Origin of the sequence: Plantactinospora sp. GCM10030261 (assembly GCF_042666615.1) — a bacterium.
In the GTDB taxonomy this organism is placed as follows: Bacteria; Actinomycetota; Actinomycetes; order Mycobacteriales; family Micromonosporaceae; genus KBS50.
The window spans coordinates 681,627-702,801 of the sequence record NZ_JBHTDD010000001.1 but is presented as its reverse complement, the minus strand read 5'-3'; the positions used below and the strand labels follow the sequence as shown (position 1 = coordinate 702,801).

Below are 21,175 nucleotides of genomic sequence, written 5' to 3'. Positions count from 1 at the left end.
TACTGCACCCGGGAGGGTGTGGGAGAGTAGGACGCCGCCGGACAATCATCCAGTCGAGGGCCACCCGGTAAAGGGTGGCCCTCAACTGCGTTTCCACAAAGCTGTACGTGGCTCACTTCCACAGTAAAGCCGATCTATTGGCGGGTCTGTACGTCGGAACGCATGCGGAGCAGCAACTCCGCGGAGTCGTCCGGGTCGCGGTCGGGAAGAAGGGCCAGGGCGAGACTTCCGTGATCGGCCCAACCGCACACCGTCAGCGCATCGCCGTCGGACGGCACGGAGCCACACTTCATCACCCCACCGAACGTCCCGGCCGGCACCTCGCGCAGTTCCGACACGCGACCACCCTCGTCGGCGAGCAGGCCGAACGACCGGTCCAGAACCCTTTCCGGGCTCCACACAAGCGTCGTACCGCCGACCAGCAGGACGCTGCGTCCGGCGTCGGCCGGATCCGCGTACACGACTCCCAGACTGTTGTCCAGCCGCACGTCGGCGGCTAGGGCGGTGCGTAGGTAGTCCGCCGTCTCCACAGCGCGGGAACTGTCGTCCCGGCGGAGGCCCGCCACCTCTGCCGGAGCTGTCAGCATGGCGTCCTTCTGCTGGACGACGCGCCAGCCGGTCGTCCCGCCGAAGGCGAGAGCGGCCGCACCGAGCACGGACAGCGACCCGACCGCCAGCTTGCGCCGTCGCGACCACGGCCGACGTTCCCGATCCTCCGGCTCCGGTCGGTAGGGGACGGTCTGGTCCTCCGCCACGGGAGGCACATCGGCAGTGGCCGGCACCACGTCGACCCGGGTCGGCCCCCCGGCGCGGCCCGGCCCCGGCTGCTCTGCGTCGGACATAGCCGCCACCGTACGCGAACAGCCGGTGGCGCGCGCCAGGTCCGGCGAGACGGTTCGTAGACTTTGCGGGTGACCGAGACACCGAACTCCGCGCGACCGGAAGCACCCCTGCTGCCCGCCCAGTACCAGCCGGGTGAGGTGGAGCAACGGCGGTACGACCAGTGGGTAGCGGCCGGTCACTTCCGGGCGTCCGCCGAGAGCGACAAGCCACCGTTCACCATCGTCATCCCGCCGCCGAACGTCACCGGCTCGCTGCACATGGGTCACGCCCTGGACCACACGGTCCAGGACGCCCTGATCCGGCGCAAGCGGATGCAGGGCTTCGAGGCGCTGTGGCTGCCCGGCATGGACCACGCCGGCATCGCCACCCAGAACGTGGTGGAGCGGAAGCTCGCCGCTGAGGGTTCGTCCCGGCATGACCTGGGCCGGGAAGAGTTCATCGAGCGGGTGTGGCAGTGGAAGGCCGAGTCCGGTGGCGCGATCCTCGGCCAGATGCGCCGTCTCGGTGACTCGGTGGACTGGGACCGCGAGCGCTTCACCATGGACGAGGGCCTGTCCCGAGCCGTACAGACGATCTTCAAGAAGCTGTACGACGACGGCCTCATCTACCGCGCGGAACGCATCATCAACTGGTGCCCACGCTGCCTCACCGCGCTGTCGGACATCGAGGTGGAGCACACCGAGGACGAGGGCGAACTCATCTCGATCCGGTACAGCGACGACGTGGTGGTCGCCACCACCCGGGCCGAGACAATGCTGGGAGACACCGCCGTGGCGGTGCATCCGGACGACGAGCGCTACCGGCATCTGATCGGCACCGAGGTGGAGCTGCCGCTGACCGGCCGGCGGATCCCCATCGTCGGCGACCCGCACGTCGACCCCGCGTTCGGCACCGGCATGGTCAAGGTCACCCCGGCGCACGATCCCAACGACTTCGAGATCGGCCAGCGGCACAACCTGTCCTCGATCAGCGTGATGGACGAGCGCGGCGTGATCACCGCTCCCGGCCCGTTCCAGGGCCTGGACCGCTTCGAGGCCCGCCCGGCGATCGTCGCGGCGCTGCGCGAGGAGGGCCGGATCGCCGCGGAGAAGCGGCCTTACCACCACGCGGTCGGTCACTGCTCGCGCTGCGGCACCACGGTTGAACCCCGGTTGTCGCTGCAGTGGTTCGTCAACACCGGACCACTGGCCCGCGCCGCTGGCGACGCGGTCCGCGACGGGCGGGTCCGGATCGAGCCCGGCGAACTGGCCAAGCGGTACTTCGCCTGGGTCGACAACATGCACGACTGGTGCATCTCTCGGCAACTGTGGTGGGGACACCGGATCCCGGTCTGGTACGGGCCGGCCGGCGAGGTCGTCTGCGTCGGGCCGGACGAGCAGCCGCCCACCGGCCCAGGCTGGCAGCAGGACGAGGATGTGCTGGACACCTGGTTCTCCAGCGCGCTCTGGCCGTTCTCCACCCTGGGCTGGCCGGCGGAGACCCCCGACCTGGCCAAGTTCTATCCGACAAGTGTGCTGGTCACCGGCTACGACATCCTGTTCTTCTGGGTCGCCCGGATGATGATGTTCGGCCTGTACGCGATGGACGGCCGGCAGCCGTTCGACGTCGTGGCCCTGCATGGCATGGTGCGTGACGAGCACGGCAAGAAGATGTCGAAGTCGTTCGGCAACGTCGTTGACCCGCTCGACTGGATCGACCGGTACGGGGCGGACGCCACCCGGTTCACCCTGGCCCGCGGCGCCAACCCGGGTGGGGACGTGCCGGTCAGCGAGGACTGGGTGCAGGGCTCGCGCAACTTCTGCAACAAGCTGTGGAACGCGACCCGGTTCGCCTTGATGAACGGCGCCACCACGGCCGGCCCGCTGCCCGATCCGGCCGACCTGGGTCCGGTCGACCGGTGGATCCTGTCCCGACTCCAGCGGGTGGTGGCCGAGGCGGACGAGCAGTTCGAGGCGTACGAGTTCGCCAAGGTCTGCGACACGCTCTACCACTTCGCCTGGGACGACGTATGCGACTGGTACGTCGAACTGTCGAAGCCGGTACTAGCCGGTGGCGGTGACCCGGCGGCGGTGACCCGGCGGGTCCTCGGCCACGTGCTCGACCAGCTGCTGCGGCTGCTGCATCCGGTCATCCCGTTCGTCACCGAGGAGTTGTGGACGGCGCTGACCGGCCGGGAGACCGTACAACGGGAAACCTGGCCGACCGCCGACCCGGCGTTGCGGGACGACCGGGCCGAGGCGGAGATCGGCACCCTCCAGCGGGTGGTCACCGAGATCCGGCGGTTCCGATCCGACCAGGGCCTGCGCCCGACGCAACGGGTGGTGGCCCGGATCACCGGTCTGGAGGCGGCGGGAATCGCCGGCCACGAGCCGTTGATCCGATCGTTGGCCCGCCTCGACTCCTCGGGCGAAGACTTCCAGGCCTCGGCGACCCTGGCGGTGACCGCCGACGTCAGCGTCGCGCTGGACACCCGGGGCACGATCGACGTGGGCGCGGAGCGGGCCCGACTCGCCAAGGACCGGGCGGCGGCCGAGAAGGAAGTCGCCCAGGCCCGCGCCAAGCTCGACAACCCGGCCTTCGTCGCGAAGGCACCGGAGGCCGTGGTCCAGAAGATCAAGGATCGGTTGGCGACCGCCGAGGCCGACCTGGCCCGGGTCACCGCCGCGTTGGAGGCACTCGGATCGTGACGAACTCGGAATTCGCCAAGACCGATGAATACGCCAGGGTCGAGGCGGAGCTGTCCACGCGGGGTTTCACCCGGATGGTCTTCGACCTGAGCCGGATCCAGGAACTGCTCGACCTGCTGGGCAGCCCGCAACGGGCCTACCCGTCGATCCACCTCACCGGCACCAACGGCAAGACGTCGACCGCGCGGATGATCGATTCGCTGTTGCGCGCGTTCGGCCTGCACACCGGCCGCTACACCAGCCCGCACCTGGAGACGGTGCGGGAGCGGATCGGTCTCGACGGGGAGCCGGTCAGCGAGGAACGGTTCGTCGCCACGTACCGCGAGGTGGCGCCGCTGGCCGCGCTTGTCGACCAGCGTTCGGACGAGCCGCTCACCTACTTCGACATGACGACCGCGCTCGCCTTCGCCGCGTTCGCCGACGCGCCGGTCGACATCGCGGTGGTCGAGGTGGGACTCGGCGGCGCCGAGGACTCGACGAACGTGCTGAACGCGGGGGTCGCGGTGATCACGCCGATCGGGCTCGACCACACCGAGTGGCTCGGCGACCGGATCGAGGACATCGCGCTGGCCAAGGCGGGCATCATCCACGCCGGCGCCACCGTGGTCACCGCCGCCCAGGAGGAAGAGGCGGCGCGGCCGATCCTGGAACGGTGTGCCGAGGTGAACGCCACCATCGCCCGGGAGGGCAGCGAGTTCGGGGTGCTGCGCCGGGCGGTTGCGGTCGGTGGCCAGGTCCTCTCCCTGCAGGGCCTGGGAGGCGTGTACGAGGAAGTGTTCATCCCGCTGCACGGTGCCCACCAGGCGCAGAACGCGGCCGTGGCGCTCGCGGCGGTCGAGGCGTTTCTCGGCGCCGGCGCGAAGCGGCAACTCGACGTGGCGACGGTCCGCGAGGGGTTCGCCGCCACCAGTTCGCCGGGCCGGCTGGAGCGGGTCCGTTCCGCCCCGACCATCCTGCTCGACGGGGCGCACAACGCGCAGGGCATGGCCGCCACCGCGACCGCGTTGGGCGAAGAGTTCGCGTTCAGCCGACTGGTGGCGGTGGTGGCCGTACTCGCCGACAAGGACGCCGCGAGCATGCTGGAGTTGCTGGAACCGGTGGTCGACTTCGTGGTGGTCACCCGGAACAGCTCGCCCCGGGCAATGCCCGCCGAGGAACTCGGCACCATCGCCGGGGAGATCTTCGGACCGGACCGGGTGGAGATCGCCCCCGAGATGCCGGACGCGATCGAGTCGGCGGTGGCGAACGCCGAGACCGAGGTCGAGGGGGAGCTGAGCGGGGTGGGCGTCGTCGTGACCGGCTCGGTGGTCACCGTCGCCGACGCCCGCCGGCTGCTCAAGCGATGAGTGACCGGGGGGAGCCGGGACAGCCGGCGGGTCGGCCGTCCGGGCTGCGTAACCCGGTGGCCGCCGCGCGCGGGCTGGGCGCCGCGACGCTCGGCCTGGAGGCGCTGGTGCTGCTGCTGGCCATCCAGCCCCTCCGGGTCCTCGGTGGCGGGCTCACCGGCCCGACGATCGCGGTGGTCGTGAGCCTGGCGGTGGCCGCGATCGTGACGGCCGGCCTGCTGCGCCGGCCGTGGGGGTGGCACGCCGGCACCGCGGTGCAGGGTCTGCTGCTGCTCGCCGGGCTGCTGCACTTGTCACTCGGCGCACTCGGGCTGATCTTCGGCGGAGTCTGGCTCTACGTCCTGCACATCCGCCGGGTCATCCTGCGCAGACCGGACGTGCCCTAGGTTTGCGGCTCGGGCACCGCCGCCGCGCGTTCCCGCCACTGCGTCAACGCGATGCCGTGCCCATCCGGGTCTTTGAACGCCGCCGCCAGCAGCTCGGTCCGTCGACCCCGGTTGACCGTACGCGGAGCGTAGGTGAACCGCACACCGCGGGCGCGCAGATCCTCGTACGTCGCCTGGACGTCCCCGACGTCCAGGTTGAGGTGGACCAGTCGGCGGTTGACCGGCGCGACCTCCGGGATGGCGCGGAGCACCAGCCGGGTGCCGCCGGAGGCCAGCACGGCGTTGCCCTCGCCGCTGTCGATCTCGTAGAAGCCGAGTTTGTCCCGGTAGAAGGCGACGGACCGGTCCAGATTGGTGACGAGCAGCGTGACGCCCACCCCGCTGATCGGCCCATCGGTGGTCGGCGGACCGGGGACGGCCCCGACGTCCATCGGACCGGGGACGGCCCCGACATCGATCGGGGCGGCGCCGGCCCGACCGAACCCGGCAACCGGTTCGGCGTCGGTCGTCTCGCCGGATGTGGTGTCGCGGGCATCATCGGGGGTGGGGTCGGCGTCGTCACCCGGTGTGGAGTCACCGGCCCCGGTGGGTGCGGTGTCGCCGGCCTCGTCCGGCGTGGCCTGGGCGGTCCGGTGCTCGGCGGCTGCGGGTTGCGGCTCCTCCAACGCCTGAACCAGGTCGTCGATCGCTGAATCGGCTCTGGCGGCTCCGGCCGCATCCCCACCAGGAGCGGGGTCATTCCCGGTCGGCGGACCGGAGGCGGTGCCGATAGGGTCCCGGGACCGGCCGGGCGCCGGCTCGTCGATCGGCAGGTCCAGGTCGAAATCGTCGAGGTCGTCGGCCGGTCGCGCCGGTCTCGGAACTGTGGGGCCGGCAGCCGGGCTGCCGGGACCAGCCGGGCTGCCGGGACCAGCCGGGCTGCCGGGACCAGCCGGGCTGCCGGGACCAGCCGTGCCGGAGCGGTCAGTCGGGCGACCGTGGTCCACCGGCTCGTTGTGCGGGGCCGGACCGACGTGGTCAGCGTGGCCCGCAGCCGGCTCGTCCGGGGCGGCGCCACTCGCGGCGACGCCGGCGGTCACCGGGGTCTCGGCCCGGTCGTCGTCGACCCGCCCGGCCAGCTCCGGATCGCGTACCGTCGATCGAGGGCCGGGCCGCGGGCGGCGCGGCAGCGGCGTGACCGGTGGCGGCTCCACGAGCGTCCCCTCCAGGACGATCATGCCGCCCGGACCCTGGCGCATCACCACCGGCTCGTCACGCAGGCCGCGGAGTTCGTCGGAGAGGTCGGCGGTGTCGGACTCGGGACCCGGGAAGTCGTCGTCCGGGTCGCGGCGCAGCCACGGCGGGGGCTCCCGCTCGATGAGCAGATCGTCGTCGAGCGCGCCCGGGTCGTTGAAGTCCGGTGGCAGCCCGTCGCCGGAGGCGGCCTCGGCGTGGGTGGGCACCTCGTCCCACAGGATCCGGACGTGTCGCTGGTCGTCGATTGCCACCCGCACGGGGAGCATCTGACCCACCGTCGGCCACTTCGCCACCGGTACCCGCGGGTCGATCACCTTGACCGACCGGGCTGGCAGGCCGGGGGCGTCGATGACGATCTGCAGCTCCGCCCGGCCGAAGGCGTACGCGGTCGGCGGCTCGGTGATCTGGTGCACGTGGGCGAACCCGGTGACCCAGGCTCGCGAGCCGGTGCGCACGGCGGAGAGCGCGACCAGCGCGATCGCGAGCACCAGCAGCGCGCCGCCCACCGCGACGATCGCCCAACTGGTCATCCCGGCGCCGAAGAGGATCACGAAGGTTGCCACGGTGCCGAGGACCGCGGCGATGAGCTTGCGCACAGGTGCGACTTGGCGGCCGTTCGCCACAGTGGACCTCCCTGGTTGATGCCAGGCTAGGCCGGTCGCGGCTGGAATGAAAAGACCGGCGTCCGCGTGCCGCACCACGGACGCGCCGCTGCCCCGGCCGGCGTGGGATTCGGCCGGCGTGGGTTCGGCCGGCATGGGGTTCGGCCGGCGCATCAGGCGCGGCGCCTGCCCGGCCCGACCCACCCGGTCGGCCCCAGACCCACGGCGGAGCGGACCGACCCGGCGCGGTCGCGGGCGGAGCCGGCGTACCGGCGGCAACACCCGCTCGCTAGGCTCGTAACCCCGACCGGTCCAGCAGGAGGAACAGCGTGGCGACCAGCAGCTCGGACGAGCGCTCACTCGTACTGATCAAGCCCGATGCGGTACGCCGCGGCCTGATCGGCGAGATCATCGGCCGGTTCGAGCGCAAGGGGCTGACGATCGACACGATGGTCCTGCGGTCGATGGACGGCGAACTCGCCGACGCGCACTACGCGGAGCATCTGGACAAGCCGTTCTACCCGCCGCTCCGGGACTTCATGACCGGTGGCCCGCTGGTCGCCCTGGTCCTCTCCGGCGATCAGGTGATCGAGGTGGTCCGGGCCCTGGTCGGCGCCACCGATGGGCGGCGCGCCGCCGCGGGCACCATCCGCGGCGACCTGTCCCTGTCCAACCGGGAGAACCTGGTGCACGCCTCCGACTCGCCGGACAGCGCCAAGCGGGAGATCGCCCTCTGGTTCCCGGAGCTGGGCTGATTTTCTCCCGGTCTGGGAAAGGCTGGGCCGGCTGGTCCGGGACTGGCCCGGCGTTCGGCCCGCGGCGCCCAGCCGGTCCAGTCCGAGCGCGCGATGAGACCGATCCGGGCCGCCACGGCCGGTGGGGCCGGCCTACCGGGCAGCGGGAGGCACCGGGAGGGCGGCGAGTTCCTTGACCGTCCGGGTGGCCAGATCCATGGCCTGGCGCCGGGCGTCGGCGGTGACGGTCGCGGCCTCCCGGGGACGGGCGGGTCGGGCGCAGAGCACCTCGGCGACGACCACATGCCCGCCGAGTCGGGTCACCACCCGCACGTGTCCGAGGAGCGGGTAGTAACCGGACTTGTCGAGCTTGCCGCCGTCCGCCGTGGTGATGATCACGAAGGCGGGCGACGTGCCGACCGACGCCTTCTCGGTGGTCGTCCGGTAGCCGATGGTGCCGAGCAGCGGTTCGGTGATCGTATGGGTGGCCCCGCCCCGGCACGGCTTGTCCGCGAGCAGCCGGAACGGCTTCTCGGTCTCGGCCAGCGGGGTGGCGGTGACCCGGAGGGTTCCCACCGCCTCGGCGTGTTGCCCACCGCTGCGGAACGCCGCCGGTTTGCTTGTCGCCCCCACGCTGTAGAAGGACCGGAGGTCGATGGTGGCGGCGTAGTTCGGGGGTGCGAAGAGCGGCTTGGCCGCGTCGCACAGGCTGACCTGCGCCTGCCGGCGGGTCCCCGCCTCGTAACCGGTCTCGTCGACCTTGCTCGGGGGCGCCAGGGGTGTGACGGCACGCCGGACGGCCGCCGCCACTGCCGCCTCGTCGTGCTCCGGTCGCGGCTCCCGGGGGCTCGGGCTCGCCGAGGCGGCCGGCTCGCCGGTCGGCGCGGGCCGGTCGACGCCTCCGGTCGAGCCACACGCGGAAAGGACGACAACGGCCGCCACGGCGGCGACCAGGCGACACAGGCGCACGGACCCTCCCCGAAACCGATCTCGTCCGGCGACTGTAGATCAGCTCAGGTTCCGCCGATGACCGGGACCTTGTCCGGGTTGCCGATCAGGTAGATATTCGTGATCCGGCCCGCGGCGGCCGCCACGGTGAGCACGTACCGGCTTCCGCTGCGCTGCTGGACGAGCACCGCGGGCCAGCCGTTGACCTCGATCGGGGTGAGCCGGCTGGCCGCGCGCACCGGGTCGAGGATGCCCGCGAAGAACCTGGCGATCCGGTCAGCGCCGACCACCGGGTTGCGGGCCGCCTTGACCCTGCCGCCACCGTCTGTCCAGGCCGTCGCGTCCGCGGCGACGAGGGCGGTCAACGCCCGCAGGTCGCCGTCCCGGGCGGCGGCGAGAAACGCGCCGAGCAGCCGTTCCTGCTCGGCGGGCTCGGCGGTGAAGCGGGCCCGACCGCGGGCGAGTCGGGCGGCGGCGCGGTGGTGCAGTTGGCGGCAGCCTTCCGGGGTCCGGTCCAGGATCTCGGCGATCTCCGCGTACGGCAGGTCGAACGCGGTGTGCAGTAGCCAGACCGCGCGTTCCACCGGAGTCAGCCGCTCCAGCAGGTGCAACAACGCGAGGTTCAGCGTGTCCCGCCGCTCGGCCCGGTCGAGTGGACCGAACGGTTCGTCGGTGGTGGGCACCGGCTCCGGCAGCCACGGCCCGATGTACGTCTCGCGGGCCGCCTGCCGGGCGCGCAGCCGGTCGATGGCCAGGCGGGTGACCGTCCGGGTGAGATAGCGTCGCGGCTCCGCCACCCTGGTCCGGTCGGTGCCCAGCCACCGCAGGTAGGCATCCTGCAGGATGTCCTCGGCATCCGGCAGGCTGCCGATCATTCGGTAGGCCAGGCCGAGCAGCAGCGGCCGGTGCTCGGTGACCGCACCGGCCGCCTCGGCCGCTTCTTCCGCTGTCACACGTCCATCGGCTGCTTGTGGGTGCTGACCGCGATCCGGTTCCACACGTTGATTGTGGCGATCGCGACGAGCAGGTCGGCAAGCTCCTTCTCGGCGAAGTGTTTGGCCGCCGTGTCCCACACCTCGTCGGAGACGCCGTGTTCGCCGAGCCGGGTCACCTCGTCAGTGAGGGCCAGCGCCGCGCGTTCCCGCTCGGTGAAGAAGGGGGCCTCCCGCCAGGTGGAGACGGCGAACAGCCGGCGCACCGACTCGCCGGCCTGCTCCGCGTCCTGGCTGTGCATGTCCACACAGAACGCGCACCCGTTGATGACCGAGGCGCGCATCTTCACCAGGTAGTACAGCGTGCGGTCGAGGTTCGCGTGGACGTACTTCTCCAGTCCGAGCACCGCCCGGTACGCATCGGGGGCCACCTCGGCCACGTTCATCCGCTCGCGCATGACATCCTCCCGTTCCGTGCCGACGACTGCCGACGTTGACTGAGCCGACACGGGTACGACGGGGACGCTGCCGCTCGGCGTGACGGACGGCGACTGTGACGACGGTCATCCCGGGCGGCGGGTGGGCGAACCGGCCGCGTCATCAGGGCGGCGGGTGGACGAACCGGCCGGCGCCATCCGGCCGCGGCGGCCGGCGGATCATCGGCTCGCGGGCGTCACCCGTTCCTCGCGCACGGTGGTGTCGCCGGCCGAGGGCGGGATCGAGGGCCTGTCCGGTTCGGCGCTGGAGGGCCCGGTCGGGCGCGGGATCGCCGGCCGTGCCTCCTCGGCGGGTGCGGCGGGGACGGTACGGGGCGGTGTGACGTCGCCCGGGTCGACCCGGCGTTGCCGGGCGGCCAGCCGTCGGCCCACCTCGATCATCGGCAACTCCACCCAGCGGTAGAGCAGATCCGCCGCCAGCAGTCCGACGAAAACGACGACCACGAGGTACCGGGTGCCGTGCTGGGCGATGGCCGGGACCAGCGCGGACACGGTGGTAGCGGCCATGATCTGCACGAGGTAGAGCGAGTATGACCGCTCCCCGACAAAGACCATCGGACGGCTGCCGAGCAGCCAACTCACCGGGTGCCGGGCCAACAGGGCGGGCAGCAGGAGAGCCGCCCCCGCCGCGTACACGCCGATCTGCGCCTCCTGGCCCAGCGCCGCCGGCCAGTACGCCATCGCCAGGTGGAACGCGGTGAAGGCCAGCACCACCGCGGTGGCCGTGACGGGGTGGGTGAGCGGCCGGGCCAGCGCGAATCCCCGGGGGTTGTGCAGCACGATGGCGACCAGGCAGCCGAGCAGGATCGCCACGTAGTGGATCGGCCAGCTCAGCCAGGCGATGTCCGGCGGGATGGCGACGACCAGCAGGGCGATCAGCCCGAGCGTCACGCCGAGCCGGCGCCGGAACGCGCCGACCACCAGGACGAAGGCGAGGGCCGGCCAGACCAGGTAGAACTTCTGCTCGATGCCGATCGTCCAGGAGTGGATGAACGGCCCGGTCGCGCCCATCTCGTTGAGGAACAGCAGGTAGTACGGGAGCGCGCGTTCCACCGCTTCCCCGCCACCCCGGAGGTGGGCGAGCGCCCAGGTGCCGGCGAGCACCACGAAGTAGACCGGCATGATCCGGAATGATCGACGGAGGTAGAAGGCCCGGAGCGAGATCCGCCGGTACCGCTCCTCCTCGCGCAGCAGCAGCGTCGTGATCAGGAAGCCCGAGAGTACGAAGAACAGGTGCACGCCGATCCAGCCGGTCACCCACCGCCAGTGGGGGCCACCGAAGTGGAAGGCGAAGACGATGACGGCGGCGACGGCCCGAAGACCGTCCAGAGCCGGAAATCGCCGCAGCGCTCGGTATTCGTCATAGCTCATCGGACGCACCGGCGAAGTCTCCGGGAGGCGGTCGAGGCAGTCAAGCCCGATGCCACCGCTCGGCCAGCACGCGGGTCGCGCGCTGGCCGAGCGGGCGTAGACGCGCCGACCCTGGTGGGGTCCGCCTGGCGAATCCCACCACCCCCGTCAGAGCGCGTCCAGCGAGGCGTGCCGCCGGCCTTCCGCCTCGAACACCTTGAGCAGGACGACGGCGAGCACCGCGTACGCCGTGCCGACGAGCAGCTCGGCGGTGAGCGCGGGTAGCGCGGCGGCCAGGCCCTCCCCGGCGACCAGACGACGGGCGGCCTCGGCGGCGTGGGTGATCGGCAGCAACTCGCCGGCGGCGCGCATGCCGGCCGGCAGCAGGTCCGCCGGCACGTTCACCCCGGTGAGCAGCAGTAACAACGCGATCGAGACGTTGGAGACCAGCCACACGTCGCGGAACCGCAGGCCGAGCGCGCCGAGCACGAGACCGAAGAAGGCGCCGGCGAGCGAGGCGGCGGCCATCGTCAGGGCCAGGCCCGGCAGCGCCGAAGGCGGGATCCGCAGGCCGAGCAGGAGCGCGCCGACGGTAAGCGTGCTGGCGGCGATGAGCAGACCGTTGCCCGCGTACGGCAGCGCGCGACCGAGGAACACGGCGGTCCGGCTGCGGGGGGACAGCAGCACGTGCCCGAGGGTGCCGTAGCGACGCTCGTTCGCCACGGCCATCGTGCCGCCGAAGACGCAGGACTTCGAGACGGCCAGCACCGCGTTCCCGACGAGGAACCAGCGATCGTCGGCGACGCCGAGCTGGCGGCCCAGGTAGGCGAAGAACAACAGTTGCAGGATCGGGCCGACGAGCAAGGTGCCCACATACATCGCGGGGGTGGTCCAGTTGAACAGCGCCCGGTAGGCGATCACTCCGCCGAGGCCGACGAGCCGGAACTGTGCGGTCATCTCCGTGCTCCTCACGCCAGCGCCAGGGTGGCGGCCGCCCGGGCCCGCCGTTCCATGCGGGTCATCAGGATCGCGCCGAGGCCCAGGTATCCGGCGCTGACCGCCAGGCAGACTCCCAGCGAGGGCCAGACGGGACCGCCTCCGACGGCCGCCTCGCGGACCGCCTGGGCTCCCCAGGTGGTGGGCAGCGCGGCGGCGAGCGGATTGGTCCAGGCCGGCAGCACGGAGATCGGCACCAGCATCCCGGAGACCAGCCACACCGGATACTCCAGCGTGTTGGCCAGCGCGTTCGCGTTGCGCAGCAGGACGAAGGCGGCGGCCAGCAGCAGACCGAACATGCCCAGCGCGAGCACGCAGACCGGTACGGCCACGGCGAACGCCACCGGGTCGACGAAGTCCAGCCGGATGCCGTACAGCAACCGGCCCCACGCCAGGGTCGCGATCATCGCGTACGTGCCGGTCACCGCGGTCGCCAGGGTGATCGGCAGGATGACCAGCGCGGGCGGCCGGGGAGCCAACATGATCATTTCAAGGGTGCCCTGCCAGCGCTGGTTCTGGATGGCTCCGCCGGAACCGAACAGCACCGACGACCAGACCCCCATGAGGCCGGCGCCGACCGCGGCCTGCAACAGGGTGTGCGGCTCGGTGCCGGCGCGGAACAGGTACACCGCGAGGGTGGCCTGCACCATCGGCACCAGTACCGCGATGGTGACTTCAAGCGACGACCGGCTCTGGTGCTTGGTGTGCAGCGTCGCGCCCACGACGATCATGCGCAGCGTCCTCATGCCGGCGAAGCCGCCGGTTCCGGTCGGTCCGCCGCCCGGTTGACGATCGTCACGTACGCGTCCTCCAGGGTCGGCTGCCGGGCGGTGACCCGGCCGAGCCGCACTCCGGCCAACGCGGCCAACACCTCCGACTGCACGTCGGCGGTCGCGTCCGACTGGACGCTCAGCAGCTGCGCGGCACCCACGACATCGAGGCTGGTTTCCCGGACGCCGGGCAGCCGATGGATCGCGGCCACCTGGTCGTCGGCAACCCCGTACGCCTCGACCTCCAGCACCCGGCGGCCGTCGGCGGCGTGCTTGAGCTCGGCGGGTGTCCCGAGGGCCTGGATCCGGCCCTCGGCGATGACCGCGATCCGGTCGCACAGCTCGTCGGCCTCGGCCATGTAGTGGGTGGTCAGCAGCACCGTGGTGCCGGTCGCGGAGAGCCCGGCCACGGTCTGCCGCAACTCCCGGGCCGCCACCGGGTCCACCCCGATCGACGGCTCGTCGAGAAACAGCACCTCGGGGGAGTGCAACAGACCCCGGGCGATGTGCAACCGCTGCCGCATGCCACGCGAATAGGCCTCCACCCGCTCGTTCTCCCGACCCGCCAGCCCGACCAGGTCCAGCAGCTCGGCGATCCGACGGCCCTGCTCCCGCGGCGGTACGCCGTACAGCTCGGCGAAGTAGCGCAGGTTGTCCCGGGCGGAGAGCCGGTCGTACAGTCCGCGGTCTCCGCCGAACACGTAACCGATCCGGCGGCGAACCTGCCAGGTCTGCCGGACCACGTCGAGACCGCAGATCCGGGCGGTGCCGGCGGTGGGGATGAGCAGCGTGTTGAGCATCTTGATGGTGGTCGTCTTGCCGGCGCCGTTCGGGCCGAGCAGACCGAACAGTTCGCCCCGCCGGACGTCGAGATCGACGCCGCGGACCGCCTCCACCTCCCGGCGTCGGGGTCGCAGCCAGCCGGTGCGGCTACGGTAGGTGCGGCGCAGCCCGACCGCCTCGATGGTGTGCTCTGGCATGGTCGGCACGGTAGGCCGGGCCGTGTGGCCGGGGAACGGATTCGGCGTTCCCCGAATCCTCAGGCGGAGGCGGTGACAGGCTCGGCGTCGACCAGGGTGACCAGCGCCGTTCCCGCAGGTTCCAGGCCGTACAACACCCGTCGCCCGGCCCGGCGGCGGTGCACCACTCCGGCGGCGAGCAGGGCGGCGAGGTGCTCGGACACCGTGCTGGGCGCCAGGCCGAGGGTGGCGGCAAGCCCCGCCGTGGTGGCGGGCCGGACCAGGGACCGCAGTACCGCGGCCCGGCCCCGGCCCACCAGGATGGCCAGCCGGTCCGTCGCGACGACCCCGTCGACGTCGGTGTTCCTGCCGTTCGGGGGGCGGTCCGCCAACACAGCGGACCCTCGGGCCTGGTAGGAGACGGACACGATCTCCGGGTGGTCCGTGGAGCAGGCCAGCGCACCCCGCGAGAAGATCAATGGGATCAGCAGCAGCCGCTGGTCGGCTGCCCGGAAACGGTGCTCCAGCGGCTTGACCAGAGTCAGCACTGGCCGCTCCCAGCGCACCCGCTCATGCAGATCGGCCAGTAGCGCGTCCGGTCCGGCGGCGGCGAGCGCCCGCGCTCGGTGCAGCACCTCCTCGTCCAGCGCTGCCCGCATGGCCGGCCACCACGGCGCGATGACCGCGTCCCAGTACGCCTGGACGCCATCGGCGTAGCGGTCCAGCGCGGCCTGCCGGTCAGTGGTGAACGGGCGCAGCCACGCCGGCAGGTCCCCCGCGCGGCGGTACCGGAGCAGCTGCGTGGCGATCACGTCCGGTGGGGTGGCCCGGACGACCGCCAACTCCTCGGTCAGGGTCGCGGCCGGTGTCGACGGGACCGGGGTCAGGAAGTCCGGGTGCCAGCCCTCCGGCGTCACAAACGTCCGGGCCGGTATGGTCGCCGGCGCCTCGGCGAGCACCTGCCGGGCGTGCCGAGCCCACCCCGTGTACGGCCACGGCAGGGCGCCCGGATTGCTGTGCAGCAGGCAGAGGCTGGCCATCACCTCCCAGATCGGGCTGATGGCGATCCTGGTCCGGGCCAGGGTCGGCTCGTCCAGCTCGATCCGGATCACGTCGGCAGCCTACCGCCGTTCGGCGTGGGCATCCGTCGTCGGCGGCGCGCCCGCGAACCGGGCGTGCCGAGAGGCGTCGAGTATCCTTGAGCACGGCGACGACCCGGCCATCACCGGCGAGCCTCCGGAAGAACGGCCGGGCGACCGGCTCACTAGAACCGGACGGGTCCGGCCCGTCACAGCCGGCCAACGAGCGGGCGGTCGAAGCTGACCGCCAAGCGGGGTGGTACCGCGGGCCGTCGGGAGCCGGAAGGCGTACTCGGTGGCTCGTCCTCGCAGACCACGACGAGTGACCTGCCGAGGAGAGCGACCCGCGATGGCCTATCCGATGCACGACCACGGCGCCGCCGGCGTGGCGGCGAGCCCCGACCTGCCCGCGGTCGAGGGGCGGGTGCTGGAGCACTGGACCGCCGACAAGACCTTCGAGGCCAGCGTCGAGCAACGGCCAGCCGGGGACAACGGCGACAACGAGTACGTGTTCTACGACGGGCCGCCGTTCGCCAACGGGTTGCCGCATTACGGACACCTGCTGACCGGGTACGCCAAGGACGTGGTGCCGCGCTACCAGACGATGCGCGGGCGCCGGGTGGACCGGCGGTTCGGCTGGGACTGCCACGGGCTGCCGGCCGAGGTGGAGGCGGAGAAGCAGCTCGGCATCACCACGAAGGCCGAGATCCTCAAGCTCGGGGTGCGGACGTTCAACGACGCCTGCCGCACGTCGGTGCTGACCTACACCCAGGACTGGGAGCGATACGTCAACCGGCAGGCCCGGTGGGTCGACTTCGCCAACGACTACAAGACCCTCGACCTGGACTACATGGAAAGCGTCATGTGGGCCTTCAAGACCCTGCACGACAAGGGTCTGGTCTACGAGGGTTTCCGGGTGCTGGCGTACTGCTGGCGCTGCGAGACGCCGCTGTCGAACACCGAGACCCGGATGGACGACGTCTACCGGGACCGGCACGACCCGACGCTCACGGTCTGGTTCGACGTCTCCGTCGCCGACGCGGGGGCTGACGTGCCGGAGCTGGTACGCGGGCCGGTCCGGCTCGGGGTGTGGACCACCACGCCGTGGACCCTGCCGTCCAACCTGGCGCTGGCCGTCGGCCCGGACATCGAGTACGCGGTGCTGGAGAAGGACGACGCCCGGTACGTCGTCGGTGCGGCGCGGGTCGAGGCGTACGCGAAGGAACTGGAGGGCTACCAGCGGGTCGGCACCGTGTCCGGCCGGGACCTGGTGGGTCGCCGCTACACCCCGCTCTACGACTTCCTGGTCGAGAAGGCCGGGGAGAACGCGTACCAGGTGCTCGGCGCCGAATTCGTGACCACCGAGGACGGCACCGGGATCGTGCATCTGGCGCCGGCCTTCGGCGAGGAGGACCAGAACGCCTGCACCGCCGCCGGCATCCCGACCATCGTGACCGTCGACGACCACACCCGGTTCACCGCGCTGGTCCCGCCGTACGCCGGGGAGCAGGTCTTCGACGTCAACAAGCCGGTGATCCGGGAACTCAAGGAGCGGGGGGTGGTGCTGCGGCAGGACACCTACACCCACTCGTACCCGCACTGCTGGCGCTGCGACACGCCGCTGGTCTACAAGGCGGTCTCGTCGTGGTTCGTGGCGGTGACGAGGTTCCGCGACCGGATGGTGGAGCTGAACCGGGAGATCAACTGGATCCCCGGGCACGTGCGGGACGGCTCGTTCGGCAACTGGCTGGCCGGCGCGCGGGACTGGTCGATCAGCCGGAACCGGTTCTGGGGCTCACCGATCCCGGTGTGGCGCTCCGACGATCCGCGGTATCCCCGGATCGACGTGTACGGGTCGCTTGCCGACCTGGAACGCGACTTCGGTGTCCGGGTCACCGACCTGCACCGGCCGGGCATCGACGAGCTGACCCGGCCGAACCCGGACGACCCGACCGGGCGGTCCACCATGCGCCGGGTGCCGGAGGTGCTGGACTGCTGGTTCGAGTCCGGCTCGATGCCGTTCGCCCAGGTGCACTACCCGTTCGAGAACGCGGAGTGGTTCGAGGACCACTATCCGGGCGACTTCATCGTGGAGTACCTGCCGCAGGTGCGCGGCTGGTTCTACACCACGCACGTGCTGGCCACCGCGTTGTTCGACCGGCCGGCGTTCCGCAACGCCGTGGTGCACGGCATCGTGCTCGGCGACGACGGCCGGAAGATGTCCAAGAGTCTGCGCAACTACCCGGACGTCTACGAGATGTTCGACAGGTACGGCTCGGACGCCATGCGCTGGACGCTGATGGCCTCGCCGGTGCTGCGGGGCGGCGACGTGGTCGTCAGCGAGGCGGCGATCCGGGACTCGGTGCGCCAGGTGCTGCTGCCGCTGTGGAACGTCTGGTACTTCTTCTCGCTGTACGCCAACGCGGAGGGGTACACCGCCCGGCGTCGGGTCGACTCGGGTCATCTGCTGGACCGGTACGTGCTGGCCAAGACGCGGGAACTGGTGGCCGAGGCCGAGCGGCAGCTCGACGCGTACGACATCTCCGGCGCCTGCGGCACCGTCCGGTCATATCTGGACGCGCTTACCAACTGGTATGTCCGCCGGTCGCGGGACCGGTTCTGGTCGGGGGACCGGGACGCGTTCGACACCCTGTCCACCGTCCTGGAGACGGTGTGCCGGGTGCTGGCGCCGCTGGCTCCGCTGACCGCCGAGGAGATCTGGCGGGGGCTGACCGGCGAGCGGTCGGTGCATCTGACCGACTGGCCGGCCGCCGACGAGTTCCCGGCCGACCACGAGCTGGTCGCCGCGATGGACGCGACCCGGGACGTCTGTTCGGCGGCGCTCTCCCTGCGCAAGGCCAAGGGGCTGCGGGTACGGCTGCCGCTGCGGTCGCTGGTGGTCGCGTCGCCCGAGGCGGAGCGGCTGCGGCCGTTCGCCGACCTGATCGCCGACGAGGTGAACGTCAAGGGAGTGGAGTTCACCGACGACCTGGCCGCGTACTGCCAGCAGGTGCTGACGGTCGTGCCGCGGGCGCTCGGCCCCCGGGTGGGCCGGCAGGTGCAGGCCGTCATCAAGGCGGTCAAGGCCGGCGACTGGGAGCTGGTCGACGGTGCCCCGGTGGCGGCCGGGGTGACTCTGGCCGACGGCGAGTACGAACTGCGCCTGGTCGCCGCGGACGCCGAGCACTCCGCGCCGCTGCCCGGCGGCGAGGGCGTGGTGGTGCTGGACACCACGGTGACCGCCGACCTGGCGGCCGAGGGCCTGGCCCGGGACGTGGTACGGGTGGTGCAGCAGGCCCGTAGGGAGGCCGGGCTGGACGTCTCGGACCGGATCCGGATGACGCTCGCCGGCTCCGCCGAGGTGCGGGCCGCCGTCGAGGCGCATCGGGAGTTCGTGGCCCGTGAGGTGCTCGCCGAATCGGTGGAGTTCGCCGGCTCGGTGGTCGGCTTCGCGGGCGTGGCCGGCGAGGACGATGAGGTCACGGTCGCGGTCCGGCGGGTGTGAGCCCGCCGGCGTCGGCTAAGTTGTCACCGCCCCCCTGTCCCGTTACCGTCGGAGGACCCGTGCCGCTGCTCTACACCGTCGGCAAGCTGACCGTCGGGAACGGGATGCGATGGATCTGGCGGCCCACCGTCGAAGGTCTGGAACACATCCCGGCCACGGGTGGTGCGATCTTCGCCGGCAATCACCTGTCGGTCGCCGACGAACTGTTCCTCGGCGCGGTGGTGCCCCGACACCTCGCCTTCTGGGCCAAGTCCGACTACTTCACCGGCACCGGCTTCAAGGGCTGGGTGTCCAGGTCGGTGCTCAACGGCCTCGGCGCCATCCCGGTGGAACGGGCCGGCGGGCGGGCCGCCCTGTCCGCGTTCGACTCGGCCATTCCCGTGCTCAAGGCCGGCGACCTGGTGGCGGTCTATCCCGAGGGCACCCGGTCACCGGACGGCCGGCTCTACCGGGGACGCACCGGGGCGGCCCGGCTCGCCCTGGCCGCCGGCGTGCCGATCATCCCGGTCGGCGTAACGGGGACCGAGAAGGTCCAACCCATCGGGCAGCCGTACCCCAGGCCCGGCGTGCGCGGCGTGGTGGTGCGGTTCGGTAAGCCACTCGACTTCACCGGCCGACCGGACGACCGCGGCTCGCTACGGGCGATCACGGACGAGCTGATGGCCGAGATCCAGAAGCTCACCGGGCAGGAGTACGTGCCGCGGTACGCGCCGCGGCGGGCCGAACCGACCGGCCCGTAGCTCACGGCGCCGGCGGTCGCTCACGGCGCACGGTCGCCGCGCTGCTTCTCCTGCGCCTTGACCTGGGCCAGATCCGTGAGCCGGTCCAGTTGGGCGAGCGAGCGCGCCATCCGGGCGTTGGGCGGCAGGGTGCCCCGGGTCCGGTCGAGGAAATACCAGTAGCCGGCCGTGAAGGGGCACGCCTTCTCGCCGACCCGGCGCCGCGGATCGTACCGGCAGCCGCCGCAGTAGTCGCTCATCCGGTTCAGGTACGCACCACCGGAGGCGTACGGCTTCGTGCTCATGGCACCCAGGTCGGCGAACTGGCTCATACCGACCACGTTCACCGTCATCACCCACTCGAAGCCGTCCACGAAGCTGCGATGGAACCAGTCAACCAACTCGGCGGGCCGCCAGCCGCGCTGCAACGCGTAGTTGCCGAGCACCATGAGTCGCGGAACGTGGTGCACCCAACCCCGGTCGCGGACCCCGGCGAGCACGTCGGACAGGCACCGGGCCCGCACCGAGTCGGCGTCCAGCTCCTCCCACCAGCGCGGCACCGTGCGCATGGCGAGCAACCGGTCACTGTCCCGGTAGCCGGCGTCGAAGTACCAGTACAGGTTCCAGACGAAGTCGCGCCAGCCAAGCAGCTGCCGGACGAACCCCTCGACGCTGGCCAGCGGCGCGGCGCCGGTCCGGTACGCCCGCTCGGCGGCCCGAACCGCGGCCATCGGATCGAGCAGACCGAGGTTGAACGACGACGACAGCATGCTGTGCGCCATGAACGGGTCGGCGGCCAGCATCGCGTCCTCGTACGGGCCGAACGGGGTCAGCCGGTGGCGGACGAAATGGGTGAGCCGCGCGGTCGCCTCGGCCCGGGTGGCCGGGAACAGCCGAGGGCCGTCCCGGCCGACGAACCGGATGCCCTCGCGTTCCCAGCGGTCGAGGTCGTGCCGGACCTCGGCGTCGATCTCGTCCTCGCTGATACCGGGCGGTGGCGGTACGTCCAACCGGTCGGCATCGCCGGGCGGCGGCTCCCGGCTGTCGGCGTCGAAGCTCCACCGGCCGCCCTCCGGCTCGTCCCCGACCACCAGCACCCCGTGGCGCAGTCGAGCGAACCGGTAGAAGTCGTCCATCCGTAACGCGCCGCGGCGCTGGTCCGCCCAGCCGGCGAAGTCGTCCAGACCGGTGATGAAGCCGCGCGGCGGCAACACGGCGACATCGGGCAGGCCGTGGACCAAGGCGCGCGCCCGCCGGGAGGTTGGGTGGCACACCTCCAGGGGTCCGCTGACCTGGCGCAGCCCGTCCCGGTACGTCTCCGTCCGCAGGTAGACCACCTGATCGCCGAGTTCGGCCGCCCGGTGTCGCAGCGCCGACAGCACCAGGTGCGCCTTCTGACGGTGGTAGACCCGTCGCCGGAAGACCGCCTTGGACTCGATCATCACGGCCGGCTGAGTCGGGTCGTCGAGGAAGTGCTGCCCCAGTTGGTCAGCGAAGAGCCAGCGCCGCAGCATGCCTCATTGTCCCCCGTTAGGGGCATTCTGGGTGACCCGTTCGGTGTCGCGGTCGCCCGATCGTCCGGGTGC

General features: G+C 71.7%; 17 protein-coding genes. 6 read left to right on the top strand and 11 right to left on the bottom strand.

Going from position 1 to position 21,175, the window contains the following annotated elements:
- Nucleotides 1-134: 134 nt before the first annotated feature.
- On the bottom strand, nucleotides 135-842 hold the full coding sequence (locus ACFQUZ_RS03490; RefSeq protein ID WP_377437450.1) for a hypothetical protein: 708 nt from the start codon (nucleotides 840-842) through the stop codon (nucleotides 135-137).
- Between the two features lie 69 nt (nucleotides 843-911).
- Here ACFQUZ_RS03490 and ACFQUZ_RS03485 point away from each other — a divergent pair, with 69 nt between their 5' ends.
- From ACFQUZ_RS03485 to ACFQUZ_RS03475, 3 genes are all read left to right on the top strand, one after another.
- Nucleotides 912-3,530: a valine--tRNA ligase gene (locus tag ACFQUZ_RS03485; RefSeq protein ID WP_377437448.1), complete on the top strand. Its 2,619-nt coding sequence runs from the start codon at nucleotides 912-914 to the stop codon at nucleotides 3,528-3,530.
- Nucleotides 3,531-3,604: 74 nt separating this feature from the next.
- Nucleotides 3,605-4,876: a bifunctional folylpolyglutamate synthase/dihydrofolate synthase gene (locus ACFQUZ_RS03480; protein ID WP_377437511.1), complete on the top strand. Its 1,272-nt coding sequence runs from the start codon at nucleotides 3,605-3,607 to the stop codon at nucleotides 4,874-4,876.
- Nucleotides 4,873-5,262 carry a DUF4233 domain-containing protein gene (locus ACFQUZ_RS03475; protein WP_377437446.1) on the top strand — a complete coding sequence of 130 codons (390 nt, stop codon included), beginning with the start codon at nucleotides 4,873-4,875 and terminating at the stop codon, nucleotides 5,260-5,262. Before ACFQUZ_RS03480 ends, ACFQUZ_RS03475 begins: the two co-directional genes overlap by 4 nt.
- Here ACFQUZ_RS03475 and ACFQUZ_RS03470 read toward each other — a convergent pair.
- Nucleotides 5,259-7,094 (bottom strand): VOC family protein, encoded by a 1,836-nt coding sequence (locus tag ACFQUZ_RS03470; RefSeq protein ID WP_377437444.1) that lies wholly within the window; start codon nucleotides 7,092-7,094, stop codon nucleotides 5,259-5,261. The genes ACFQUZ_RS03475 and ACFQUZ_RS03470 overlap by 4 nt on opposite strands.
- Nucleotides 7,095-7,429: 335 nt before the next feature.
- Between ACFQUZ_RS03470 and ndk the strand changes: the two genes are divergently transcribed.
- Nucleotides 7,430-7,855 carry a nucleoside-diphosphate kinase gene (gene ndk / locus ACFQUZ_RS03465; RefSeq protein WP_377437443.1) on the top strand — a complete coding sequence of 142 codons (426 nt, stop codon included), beginning with the start codon at nucleotides 7,430-7,432 and terminating at the stop codon, nucleotides 7,853-7,855.
- A 132-nt stretch (nucleotides 7,856-7,987) separates the two neighbouring features.
- On the opposite strand, the gene ACFQUZ_RS03460 is transcribed toward ndk, so the two are convergent.
- The 8 genes from ACFQUZ_RS03460 to ACFQUZ_RS03425 all read right to left on the bottom strand — a co-directional run bounded on the left by ACFQUZ_RS03460 (nucleotide 7,988) and on the right by ACFQUZ_RS03425 (nucleotide 15,398).
- Nucleotides 7,988-8,803, bottom strand: a complete 816-nt coding sequence (locus ACFQUZ_RS03460) for a hypothetical protein (RefSeq protein ID WP_377437441.1) — start codon at nucleotides 8,801-8,803, stop codon at nucleotides 7,988-7,990.
- A gap of 44 nt (nucleotides 8,804-8,847) precedes the next feature.
- Nucleotides 8,848-9,735 (bottom strand): RNA polymerase sigma factor SigJ, encoded by an 888-nt coding sequence (gene sigJ / locus ACFQUZ_RS03455; protein WP_377437439.1) that lies wholly within the window; start codon nucleotides 9,733-9,735, stop codon nucleotides 8,848-8,850.
- Entirely contained in the window at nucleotides 9,732-10,172 is a 441-nt protein-coding gene (locus ACFQUZ_RS03450) for a carboxymuconolactone decarboxylase family protein (RefSeq protein WP_377437438.1), read from the bottom strand. The genes sigJ and ACFQUZ_RS03450 overlap by 4 nt, the downstream gene beginning before the upstream one ends.
- A gap of 198 nt (nucleotides 10,173-10,370) precedes the next feature.
- Nucleotides 10,371-11,582: an acyltransferase family protein gene (locus ACFQUZ_RS03445; RefSeq protein WP_377437436.1), complete on the bottom strand. Its 1,212-nt coding sequence runs from the start codon at nucleotides 11,580-11,582 to the stop codon at nucleotides 10,371-10,373.
- Nucleotides 11,583-11,729: 147 nt separating this feature from the next.
- On the bottom strand, nucleotides 11,730-12,518 hold the full coding sequence (locus tag ACFQUZ_RS03440; protein WP_377437434.1) for an ABC transporter permease: 789 nt from the start codon (nucleotides 12,516-12,518) through the stop codon (nucleotides 11,730-11,732).
- Between the two features lie 11 nt (nucleotides 12,519-12,529).
- Nucleotides 12,530-13,288: an ABC transporter permease gene (locus tag ACFQUZ_RS03435; RefSeq protein WP_377437432.1), complete on the bottom strand. Its 759-nt coding sequence runs from the start codon at nucleotides 13,286-13,288 to the stop codon at nucleotides 12,530-12,532.
- An 11-nt stretch (nucleotides 13,289-13,299) separates the two neighbouring features.
- Entirely contained in the window at nucleotides 13,300-14,307 is a 1,008-nt protein-coding gene (locus ACFQUZ_RS03430) for an ATP-binding cassette domain-containing protein (RefSeq protein ID WP_377437430.1), read from the bottom strand.
- A gap of 59 nt (nucleotides 14,308-14,366) precedes the next feature.
- A complete protein-coding gene (locus ACFQUZ_RS03425; RefSeq protein ID WP_377437429.1) occupies nucleotides 14,367-15,398 on the bottom strand; it encodes an ArsR/SmtB family transcription factor in 1,032 nt (343 codons plus the stop codon).
- Between the two features lie 316 nt (nucleotides 15,399-15,714).
- On the opposite strand from ACFQUZ_RS03425, the gene ileS reads away from it, so the two are divergent.
- Together ileS and ACFQUZ_RS03415 are read left to right on the top strand one after the other, a co-directional pair.
- Nucleotides 15,715-18,870 carry an isoleucine--tRNA ligase gene (gene ileS / locus ACFQUZ_RS03420; RefSeq protein WP_377437428.1) on the top strand — a complete coding sequence of 1,052 codons (3,156 nt, stop codon included), beginning with the start codon at nucleotides 15,715-15,717 and terminating at the stop codon, nucleotides 18,868-18,870.
- A 59-nt stretch (nucleotides 18,871-18,929) separates the two neighbouring features.
- Nucleotides 18,930-19,610 (top strand): lysophospholipid acyltransferase family protein, encoded by a 681-nt coding sequence (locus ACFQUZ_RS03415; protein WP_377437427.1) that lies wholly within the window; start codon nucleotides 18,930-18,932, stop codon nucleotides 19,608-19,610.
- Nucleotides 19,611-19,630: 20 nt separating this feature from the next.
- Here ACFQUZ_RS03415 and ACFQUZ_RS03410 read toward each other — a convergent pair whose 3' ends face one another.
- Nucleotides 19,631-21,103 carry a cryptochrome/photolyase family protein gene (locus ACFQUZ_RS03410; RefSeq protein ID WP_377437426.1) on the bottom strand — a complete coding sequence of 491 codons (1,473 nt, stop codon included), beginning with the start codon at nucleotides 21,101-21,103 and terminating at the stop codon, nucleotides 19,631-19,633.
- Nucleotides 21,104-21,175 lie beyond the last annotated feature (72 nt).

What these genes read in the sequence shown, in the direction of transcription:
- ACFQUZ_RS03490 (WP_377437450.1), bottom strand. Translation starts at nt 842, where the DNA reads ATGTCCGACGCAGAGCAGCCGGGGCCGGGCCGCGCCGGGGGGCCGACC.
- ACFQUZ_RS03440 (WP_377437434.1), bottom strand. Translation starts at nt 12,518, where the DNA reads ATGACCGCACAGTTCCGGCTCGTCGGCCTCGGCGGAGTGATCGCCTAC.
- ileS (WP_377437428.1), top strand. Translation starts at nt 15,715, where the DNA reads ATGGCCTATCCGATGCACGACCACGGCGCCGCCGGCGTGGCGGCGAGC.
- ACFQUZ_RS03430 (WP_377437430.1), bottom strand. Translation starts at nt 14,307, where the DNA reads ATGCCAGAGCACACCATCGAGGCGGTCGGGCTGCGCCGCACCTACCGT.
- ACFQUZ_RS03435 (WP_377437432.1), bottom strand. Translation starts at nt 13,288, where the DNA reads ATGATCGTCGTGGGCGCGACGCTGCACACCAAGCACCAGAGCCGGTCG.
- ACFQUZ_RS03445 (WP_377437436.1), bottom strand. Translation starts at nt 11,582, where the DNA reads ATGAGCTATGACGAATACCGAGCGCTGCGGCGATTTCCGGCTCTGGAC.
- ACFQUZ_RS03480 (WP_377437511.1), top strand. Translation starts at nt 3,605, where the DNA reads ATGGTCTTCGACCTGAGCCGGATCCAGGAACTGCTCGACCTGCTGGGC.
- ACFQUZ_RS03475 (WP_377437446.1), top strand. Translation starts at nt 4,873, where the DNA reads ATGAGTGACCGGGGGGAGCCGGGACAGCCGGCGGGTCGGCCGTCCGGG.
- ACFQUZ_RS03450 (WP_377437438.1), bottom strand. Translation starts at nt 10,172, where the DNA reads ATGCGCGAGCGGATGAACGTGGCCGAGGTGGCCCCCGATGCGTACCGG.
- ACFQUZ_RS03410 (WP_377437426.1), bottom strand. Translation starts at nt 21,103, where the DNA reads ATGCTGCGGCGCTGGCTCTTCGCTGACCAACTGGGGCAGCACTTCCTC.